Annotated in this window: 7 protein-coding genes and 1 rRNA gene; 2 read left to right on the top strand and 6 right to left on the bottom strand. The window is 28.6% G+C overall.

All coding sequences use genetic code 11. The features are described 5' to 3' along the window. Both EIH23_RS15065 and EIH23_RS15060 read right to left on the bottom strand, forming a co-directional pair. Positions 1-347: ribosomal RNA gene (locus tag EIH23_RS15065) — 16S ribosomal RNA — on the bottom strand; the annotation flags it as partial. Between the two features lie 620 nt (positions 348-967). Further along, positions 968-1,561 carry a precorrin-2 dehydrogenase/sirohydrochlorin ferrochelatase family protein gene (locus EIH23_RS15060; RefSeq protein WP_122641241.1) on the bottom strand — a complete coding sequence of 198 codons (594 nt, stop codon included), beginning with the start codon at positions 1,559-1,561 and terminating at the stop codon, positions 968-970. Positions 1,562-1,958: 397 nt separating this feature from the next. Between EIH23_RS15060 and EIH23_RS15055 the strand changes: the two genes are divergently transcribed. Continuing rightward, entirely contained in the window at positions 1,959-3,224 is a 1,266-nt protein-coding gene (locus EIH23_RS15055; RefSeq protein ID WP_122641240.1) for a conjugated bile salt MFS transporter, read from the top strand. 49 nt (positions 3,225-3,273) lie between these two features. Here EIH23_RS15055 and EIH23_RS15050 read toward each other — a convergent pair whose 3' ends face one another. Next, positions 3,274-4,104 (bottom strand): AIM24 family protein, encoded by an 831-nt coding sequence (locus EIH23_RS15050; protein WP_122641239.1) that lies wholly within the window; start codon positions 4,102-4,104, stop codon positions 3,274-3,276. A gap of 217 nt (positions 4,105-4,321) precedes the next feature. On the opposite strand from EIH23_RS15050, the gene EIH23_RS15045 reads away from it, so the two are divergent. Further along, complete coding sequence (locus EIH23_RS15045) at positions 4,322-4,948, top strand: hypothetical protein (protein WP_122641238.1); 627 nt, start codon at positions 4,322-4,324, stop codon at positions 4,946-4,948. 113 nt (positions 4,949-5,061) lie between these two features. Here the strand turns inward: EIH23_RS15045 and EIH23_RS15040 are convergent, their stop codons facing one another. The 3 genes from EIH23_RS15040 to EIH23_RS15030 form a co-directional block, all read right to left on the bottom strand. Next, a complete protein-coding gene (locus tag EIH23_RS15040) occupies positions 5,062-5,598 on the bottom strand; it encodes a L,D-transpeptidase (protein WP_243113423.1) in 537 nt (178 codons plus the stop codon). A 121-nt stretch (positions 5,599-5,719) separates the two neighbouring features. Beyond that, positions 5,720-7,144 (bottom strand): potassium/proton antiporter, encoded by a 1,425-nt coding sequence (locus EIH23_RS15035; protein WP_122641237.1) that lies wholly within the window; start codon positions 7,142-7,144, stop codon positions 5,720-5,722. Positions 7,145-7,301: 157 nt separating this feature from the next. Next, positions 7,302-9,389, bottom strand: coding sequence for a molybdopterin oxidoreductase family protein (locus EIH23_RS15030; protein ID WP_122641236.1), 2,088 nt, complete (start codon positions 9,387-9,389; stop codon positions 7,302-7,304).

Raw genomic sequence — 9,389 nt, 5'->3', positions numbered from 1 at the left:
CCACTGCTGCCTCCCGTAGAAGTTCCGACAGTGTCTCAGTTCCAATGTGGCCGATCACCCTCTCAGGTCGGCTACTGATCGTCGCCTTGGTAAGCCGTTACCTTACCAACTAGCTAATCAGACGCGGGTCCATCCTATACCGCCGGAGCTTTGATATTTCTACCATGCGATAAAAATATGTTATCTCGTATTAGCGTACCTTTCGGTACGTTATCCGTGTGTATAGGGCAGGTTACCCACGCGTTACTCACCCGTCCGCCGCTCACTTCCGAAGAAGTTCGCTCGACTTGCATGTGTTAGGCACGCCGCCAGCGTTCATCCTGAGCCAGGATCAAACTCTCAAATAAAAGTTGTCCATTGCTCAGCTAATCATTATCTGAATATCTGGCTTGGTTGTTTGTGTTTAATTCTTAAATAAGAATTAGTTATATAAATTAACCTACTGTTTAATTTTCAAAGTTCATTGTTTCGACTTATTAATCTTAACAAGTTATTTAAATCTTGTCAACACTTTCTTTCACTTTTTTCGTCCGTATCTCTTGGACAAGTAATACTTTACCACCATAAGTAATATTGGTCAATACTTTTTTTAAAGTTTTTTAATATTATTTTTTTTATAGTCTTTAAGCTAATATTTCACTCTAATATTTATGGATTTTAAATCACAAAAAACTATATACAAAAATTTATTAATTGTAATTATATTGTCTTACTATTTAATCAAAACACCTTACTTTTATTAATATAACGTAAAAAAAATAGACTGCATTTATACAGCCTATGTCTAAGGGGTTTATTGCTAATTGGGTTTATAAAGGAAATTTTATATTGTGAACATTTTCGTTTACACAAATTAAAAATAATGTCGATTCCTACTGTCTATTTCATCGTATTTTTGTCACTTCTTGTTGACTATATGTATATATTAGTTTATTTCTTTATGTATGTCTATAATATAAATTATTTTTTATATATATTTTTTACTTTCTACCTTTAACTCTTCAAAACTTAAATAAACTAAATTTTTTATTAACTTTCTTCTTATATATATATCATCATATTTTTTTATTATATTATTTCTTACTAATCCAAGTAATTTTATATAATCCTCGTAACTATCATCATATTGCTCTTCTAATTCTGACTTTATCTTTTTAGATAGAGATGGACTCTTTCCTCCTGTAGATACACTCAATAGTAAATCACCTCTTTTTATATAAGAAGGTACAATATAATTAGATAATTCTATATTATCAACTACATTTACAAGTTTATTGTGTTCATTACAGTACTTACCTATCTCATAGTTAACGTCTTTATTATTTGTAGCTGCTACAACAATCGAACTATCTTGTATATATTCTTCTTTATATACATCTCTTATTAACTCAACTTTACCTTCTTTTTCTAGTGTACAAAACTTCTCTAAAAATTTTGGTGAAATAACTTTTATCTTATTTCCAAATTCAATAAAGTTATTACACTTTCTATAAGCAATTTCCCCACCACCAATTACTATTATTTTAAATTTATCTATTTTCAAATTAATCGGGTAAAACATTATTTTCTCCTCTCTACACAATTATTTATATACTTACAAGAATTATATCAAAAAGAAAAAGTATATATAAAATATAAATATATTTTAGTTCAATATTTTATTTTATAATTATTTTAAATTAAAATTTTTTTAAATTTCAATATTTTATTTCTTTTTATAGAGTCAAGTTTTTTCAATGCATTCAATGTTTTTTTTATGTATTTTTTGCCAACTTTTCTGTTGATAACGTTTTCTATGGTGGCATTTTTCGACATTTTTAGTTTGCATTTTTATTAACATGATGATACTATACTCTTTACTGCGAGTTCACAAGAGTATTTTTGTTATTATTTGTCGGTTTATTTATTTCTTGTGATTATCGCCTGACAATTTTATACTTAAAAAGGAGATAGTTTCAATGAGCAATTCAAAAAAGAAATTTGCTGCTGGTTGGAAAGTTGTTATAGCATGTATGCTTATACAAGCTATACCTTATGGTGTAATAGCTAACTTACAACCTCAATTTATGTACTATGTTGTTTCTGACCAAACGTTAGGATTCACTATGGCAAGCTTCTCTCTAATATTTACAATAGGGACATTAGTTTCTGCTATAGGTTCACCAATAGTTGGTGGTTTATTTAAAAAAATAAGTCTTAAACCTTTATATATAGCTGGTGCTATATTAGGTTGTGGTGGATTTGCTGCCTTCTCAATGGCAACAGCTCCATGGCAATATTATTTAATAGCAGGTGTTATGCAAGTTGGTGCTGCTATAATATCAGCATTAGGTATACCTCTATTAATAAACGCTTGGTTCGATGAAGCAAGTAAAGGTAAAGCATTATCTACAGCTATGGCTGGTGGTGCTATAGGTAATATATTCTTACAAGGTTCTTCAGTTGCCCTAATCAAGGCTGTTGGATTTAAACAAGCTTACTTAATATTTGGTCTTGTTGGTTTAGTTGTTGCTTTACCAATAATATTATTCATGTTAAGAATGCCAAAAGATTCTTCTGAAGTTGTAAGAAGTAAAGATGCTAAAGAAGAAAATAACGAAGAAAGCTTAAGCTTGGGATACACTGTTGCAGAAGCTATGAAAACTAAAGGATTTAAATTCCTTGCTGGAGGATTCTTCTTCGTTGGTATATATGTTGCTGCATTATCGGTACAATATCCTGCTTACTTACATCTAAATCATGATGTGAACACAGGTATAATAGGATCTGTATTCGCTATATGTTCTCTTGCAGGTACTATAGTTGGTGGTAACCTATTTGATAAATTAGGACCATTTAAAACCGTAGCAATAGCTGGAGTAATAGTTCTTATATCAAACTTATCATTAATATTTGCAATAGATGTAACTCCTCTTGCTTACGTATTCGCAGTAGCTAAAGGTTTATCTATATTTGCATATACAATGGGACCAGCTTTACTTGTTGGTAAATTATTTGGAAATAAAGAATATGCTGGTGTGCTAGGTATGGTTCAATTGGTGTTCGGTATCGGATTCGCTGCAGGTTCATCAATATTCGGTTTAGTTGTTGATAAAATGGGATACGGTGTTGCTTGGTGGTCAATAGTAGTTGCTGTTATATTAGCTTATGCTGGTATATTAAGCGCTATAAGAGTTATGGATAAATTAAATAAAGATAATCAATCTGAAAGAGTGGCTGCTTAATTGTATAAAAAAAGGACTTTGTTAACTTAACAAAGTTCTTTTTATACATTTACCTTTTTTGATGTGGTGTTGAATTATTCATAGAATTATTACTACTTACAAAACTATGAATCATCATTTTTTGATATATAGGTTGAGTTGGAGCAATCCACACTTTCCCTTGACCAGAAAATGTATTTAGAAATCCTTCACCATTTATCGCAGAACCAAATAAACTCTTATCTGATTTAGTAACTGAAAAATTCACACCACTAGTTCTAGCTATCGCAAAGTTTCCATCTACTTTTAATACTTCATCTTCATTTATATCACATTCTATAATTTCTTCTTTAGGTACATCACATTCTAAAATAACTACACCAGTTCCTGATATTTGAACTTGAAAAAATCCTTCACGACCTAATATAGTTGAAGATATATTTCTTTGTGCAATTCCTTTAACCTCAATTTCTTCTGAACAACAATAAAACATACCTTTATCTACTATAATACTTTCATTTTTTAATTCCATTATTATATAGTGTTTATATGATGGCTCTAAGAGTATTTCACCAGTTCCTGTATATACGGGCTTTATAGCACTTTCATTTGTGATAGATCCTGATACCGCCTTTTTTAATAATCCACTAACTCCACCAATCTTACTTTTAACATGTATATCTCCTTTGTAATAATACAAAGCTCCTGATTCTGTTTTTACTGAACTCTCATCTAATCTAATTCTTATCTGTTTTATTTTTAAACCTACTTGATTAGCAAAGAATAAAGCCATTGCAGTTTGAACACTTTGAGCACCCTTTAAGCTATCATAAGCAATCACTTCAAATTCAACTCCATCACAGCGTATACTGTCAATTACTTTTATGTTGTCTTCTAACATAGCTATACTTCTCTTTCTATTTTATACTTAACTTGATTGGTTTAAATTATTATATCCAATTGCTTATAAATATATTAAACTAGATATTTATTTTCTATATTTAAAGTATTTTGAATTTAACTTTTTCTATAGGTTATTATATTAGTATCAAGATTTTCCTTTCATAATTTGAATTAACGTGATATATTTCTAGTATGTTACTTTTAGGAGGATTAATATGAATTTTATAACAAAAGAAGAATTATTGCAGAAAGATTTAGTATCTAAATTTTCTGTAGTAGATGGAAATTTAATAATAGAAGAAGGTTCTGAGTTTAAATCTAACTTTGAAACTGGAGATATCGTAACTTATAAATCAGATTCTAAAAAAATTGGTGTTGTATCTTTTATAGATGAAGACGAATTGACTATAAATTGGAATAATAGTTCAGAAACTACTGAAACTATTTCTGACTTACTAATTGTTCCTCCTACAATAGGATTATGCTTAATAAAAAATAGTAACCTTGTAGAACTATGGGAGGAATTATCTAATGGAAAAAGTGAAAGCTTTGACTTAAAGTGTATTTACTTAAAGGATCAAGTAATAAATGAAGTTCCTTTTATTAAAGCATTTAAGAACACAAATACCCTTGTTGATAAAAAATTCAAAAGAGGATTTACACTTTATAGAAAATTTGGTAATAACCAAATTTTCAGAACAAATTTATACACTATTTGTAATGATAAAATAAAATTAGATAATTCAAGATTTGTTTATTACTTATTAGAAGATCATGTAGTTTATTATTTAGGCATTGATTTAGATACTAATGATTTAGGTGTTTATTTATTTAATAGATAATAAGTTAAACTAAAATAGCTTAAAATTCAATCAGATTGGATTTTAAGCTATTTTCATCTTGTCAACTATCATTTATGTGTAAATAATATTTAATCTCTTTGTTTCAGCTTCTATCAGTTAATAACTACAGTTGTATCTATAGGTATATTGTCATAAATCCATTTTGCATTATTCGTATCTAACCTTATACATCCATGACTTATAGCAACACCTAACCTATCATCATATATTTCTCCAGTGTTTATATCATATAATATAGAATGGTAATAGTATTCACCAATTATATTTACTGCATATTTTACAAAAACTCTACTTCCTTCTGATGTTATAGCATCATATTTTACCCCTATAGAAAAAACGCCTTTTATTGTAGGTGTTGATGGTTTTCCTACTGTACAACTCCATTTATATAATAATTCCCATACATCATCTTCTCTTTCATATACATAAGTCATTCTTTCTTTAATTGATGTAACTAACAAGTAATTAGTCAAACTTTTAATTTTATTATCATTCACAAACTCAGTCATATTTATATTAAATTTATTGTAATTTAATATACGATTATATTTTATACTATCTTTATTTTTATAATGATTAGATATTCTACTATGATCAACTTCTAACATATTTTCTTTTTTAGATAGCATAATATCCTCCTAATAAATTAGTAATTAAAAATTATATTCTAACCTGCCATATTTTATATTTAAAATGATTAAATATCCATAAATATTCTTTAGTCAATATAATCTATAATTAATATTATATTTATAAACTTTTTTCATTAAAGTTTACTATATCTTCGCCTGTGAGAATTAATATATCACCATTTTGGATAATTGTAGAACCCTTAGGTAGTATAGTATCTCCTTTTCTCTTTATCATAATTATCAAAATATCATCTCCTATCTCTGCATCTGATATAGATTTATTTACACATGTATTTTTCTCAGTTATAGCTACTTCTATTATTTTTTTATCAATATCACCAGAATAATCATTGAACGTTTTTAGTACCCTAGTGTTCTCATCTACTAAATCTAGTTTTTTTGCAATCTTAGGTAATAGTGTGCCTTGAATAGCTACAGATAATAGTGCTACAGAAAAGACAACATGAAATATATCACTCTTTATAAAAACACCATAAGTTATAGCATATATAGCAAAAACTATCGATGCTGCTCCCCTTAATCCGACCCAAGAAATAAATATCTTTTCCTTTAGTGAATATTTAAATTTATGAAGTACTATAAATGTAGCTAATGGCCTTGCTATAAAAATCATAAAAATTGAAATTGGTATTGATATTCTAATTATATTAATTAATTTTGAAGGGAATGATAAAAGTCCTAATATGAAAAATAAAGCAATTTGCATTATCCATGAAATACAATCTAAAAATTTAAATAAACTTTTCTTATATGGTATTTTACTATTTCCAATAATTATCCCACACATATATACACTTAAATATCCATTTCCTCCTATGTATTCACTTAATGCATAAGATAATATTGCTATGGCCGTTATGAAAATAGCATAAAATCCTTTTATCTCAAAGTTTAGTTTTTTAATTAAATATATAGATACTTTTGCTAATAAAATACCTACTACTATACCAAATATTATTTGTTTTATTAAAAGTATAGTTAAATTAGATAAACTTCCATTTTCCATTAAAGTAAGTATTGCTAATGTAAGCATATATGCAAAAGGATCATTGCTACCGCTTTCTACTTCTAATAAAGAAGCTAAAGAACCTTCTAGGTTTAACTTTTGAGAACGAAGTATTGCAAACACTGAAGCAGCATCAGTAGAAGCAACTATTGATCCTATAAGCAAACCTTCTAATAAAGTTGTTCCTAGTATCCAATGAGTGAATAAACCAGTAAGAATTGCTGTTATTAGTACACCTAAAGTTGACATTAATATGGAAGGCATAGCTGATGGTTTTGCCATGTTCCAATTCGTTCCAAAACCACCGTAAAACATTATCAGTACCAATGCTATTGAGGATAACTCCTTAGTTAATCTATAATCTGAAAAGTAAATCCCTACAATCCCATCCGATCCAAATAACATACCTAATATAATAAAAACTAATAATATAGGAACTCCAAATTTATATAGTAATTTACTAGAGGTTATAGATATTAATAAAACAAATCCACTTATAATCATCAATTCTATCATAAGATATTTCCTCCTATTCTATAAAATACTTTGATATTTAACTTAATATAATTTATTTTATTATAGAGGATATAAAATTGTTCAATTGATAATTAAGCAAAAATCTCTCCTTATTTGTACCAAATATAAAGAGAGATTTTTATAGTAGAATTAAGTATTATTTTTTTAATATTTTTATTGCTACAGTTTTAAACGATGGCTCTTTTGAAAAAGGATCATAAACACTAGGTGTTAATGAATTTGTTTCTATATAATGTATAGGAGCATATAATTGATCTTCTTTTACCATATCATTTATCTTTACATCAAATTTAGCTCTTGAATTATTTATAGATTCAATAATTACATTTTCATTTTCATTTATCTTTAACTTTGATGCTAACTTAGGATTCATATATACATATGCTTTTTCAGGCCATGTCTTTAACTTATCAGGTATTTCTCTAGTTCTTATACTTGTATGCCATTGACCTACACTTCCTCTTCCTGAGTTAAGTATATATGGAAATTCATCATACTGTGCTACGGGATTTTTTGATATATCGCCAAATAAAAACTTAACCTTTTTTGATGGGGTATAGTATTCACCATTTTCATAAAGTCTTCTTTCATCTTCTTCAAGTGCTTCACTTTCTCTAAATGGCCATTGAATTCCTCCCGAACCAGTTCTATCTTCACCTTCTAATAGCTCATAAGTAATACCAGTTATATCACATGGCATTCCCTTTGAACATTTTTTAAGTAATTCAAAGGTATCTTTCGGTGTCTTCCAATTATCTAATAATTTGCCCATCCCTAATGCTTTACCTATATTAAATATTATCTCATAATCAGTTAATTCATCTTCTTCCTTCGGTATAACCGGATTGACTTTGGATACTCTTCTCTCTAGGTTTATTAGAGTCCCTTCTTTTTTAATAATTGGTACAGATGGCAAAAATAGGTCACTTAACTTTGATGTATGTGTATCTGCATATATATCTTGAACAACTAAAAATTCAAGATTTTCAGCAGCCTTTTTAAACTCTGAGTTATTAGTCCATGAATGTCTAGGATTTGTTCCTATTACCCATAAACCTTTTATCTCACCAGCTATAGCTTTTTCAACTATTACATTGTATGGTATAGTCGCTTTTGTAGCTAATAAACTTTCATTTACTTCTAATGCCTTTGATACGGCTTTTCTTCTTAATATATCATCAAAATCTCCTCCACCAAATAATCCAGTAGTATTACTAAACGCCCTTGATCCCATGGCATTACTTTGTCCGGTTAAAGAATTAGCACCTGTTCCTGGTCGTCCTATATTTCCAGTCATTACAGCCAGGTTTATTATCGCTTGTGCCGTTCGAACGCCTTCATAGCTCTGATTTACCCCCATTGTCCACCAAAAAGATACTCTTTTTCCATCATGTATAGTTTTTGCAAGATTTAATATTCGCTCTTTTGATATACCTATTTTTTCAAAAGAATTTTCTGGAGTAAATTTACTTACATGATTTTTAAACTCTTCAAACCCTTCTGAATACTGTTTAATATACTCCTTATCTATCCAATCATTTTCTATTAATACATTAGCTAATGTATATAATAATGTTAAATCTCCTTTTGGTTTAATATCAATCCATTCATCAGCATACTTAGCTGTTTCAGACTTTCTAGGATCAATTACTATAATCTTAGCATCCTTATTTTTTCTTACGCGCGCCCAAAAAACAGGGTGCGCTATAGCTGGATTTGAACCAATAAAAATTATAGTATCTGAAAGTTCTGCATCTTTTAATGTATAAGGTGGGGCATCAAATCCAAAACTTTGTTTGTGAGCTACTACAGAAGTTGCCATACATTGTCTTGTATTTCCATCTCCAGGTATTTTCATAAAGTTTCTAGCTACATGTCCAAGTAAGGCTATTTCTTCAGTAGTGATTTGTCCTGTACTTATAAATGCAACGCTTTCTGTTCCATATTTTGATTGAATATCACTCATTTTTTTTGCAAATAATTCAAATGCTTCATCCCATTCTATCTCATTTCTATTACCACTTTCATCTCTTAATAATGGTTTTTTTGTAACTTCACCTTTAATCTGCTCTTTATCTAAATTTAAACCTTTTATACAAGCAAGACCTTTGTTGACAGGATAGTTTTTAGTTGGAGAAACTTTAGTAATTTTATTATCTTCAACGTAAAAATCAAGATTACATCCTATAGAACATATATTACAAGTTGATTGAATTTTTTTCAT

Source organism: Romboutsia sp. Marseille-P6047 (genome assembly GCF_900604535.1).
Classification (GTDB): Bacteria; Bacillota; Clostridia; order Peptostreptococcales; family Peptostreptococcaceae; genus Romboutsia_E.
Note: the sequence above shows the minus strand (reverse complement) of the source record. Positions and strands in the feature narration are given on the sequence as shown.

Bases quoted from the DNA above. Each gene is read 5' to 3' on its own strand.
- EIH23_RS15060 (WP_122641241.1), bottom strand. From the start codon at position 1,561: ATGTTTTACCCGATTAATTTGAAAATAGATAAATTTAAAATAATAGTA.
- EIH23_RS15055 (WP_122641240.1), top strand. From the start codon at position 1,959: ATGAGCAATTCAAAAAAGAAATTTGCTGCTGGTTGGAAAGTTGTTATA.
- EIH23_RS15050 (WP_122641239.1), bottom strand. From the start codon at position 4,104: ATGTTAGAAGACAACATAAAAGTAATTGACAGTATACGCTGTGATGGA.
- EIH23_RS15045 (WP_122641238.1), top strand. From the start codon at position 4,322: ATGAATTTTATAACAAAAGAAGAATTATTGCAGAAAGATTTAGTATCT.
- EIH23_RS15040 (WP_243113423.1), bottom strand. From the start codon at position 5,598: ATGCTATCTAAAAAAGAAAATATGTTAGAAGTTGATCATAGTAGAATA.
- EIH23_RS15035 (WP_122641237.1), bottom strand. From the start codon at position 7,144: ATGATAGAATTGATGATTATAAGTGGATTTGTTTTATTAATATCTATA.
- EIH23_RS15030 (WP_122641236.1), bottom strand. From the start codon at position 9,389: ATGAAAAAAATTCAATCAACTTGTAATATATGTTCTATAGGATGTAAT.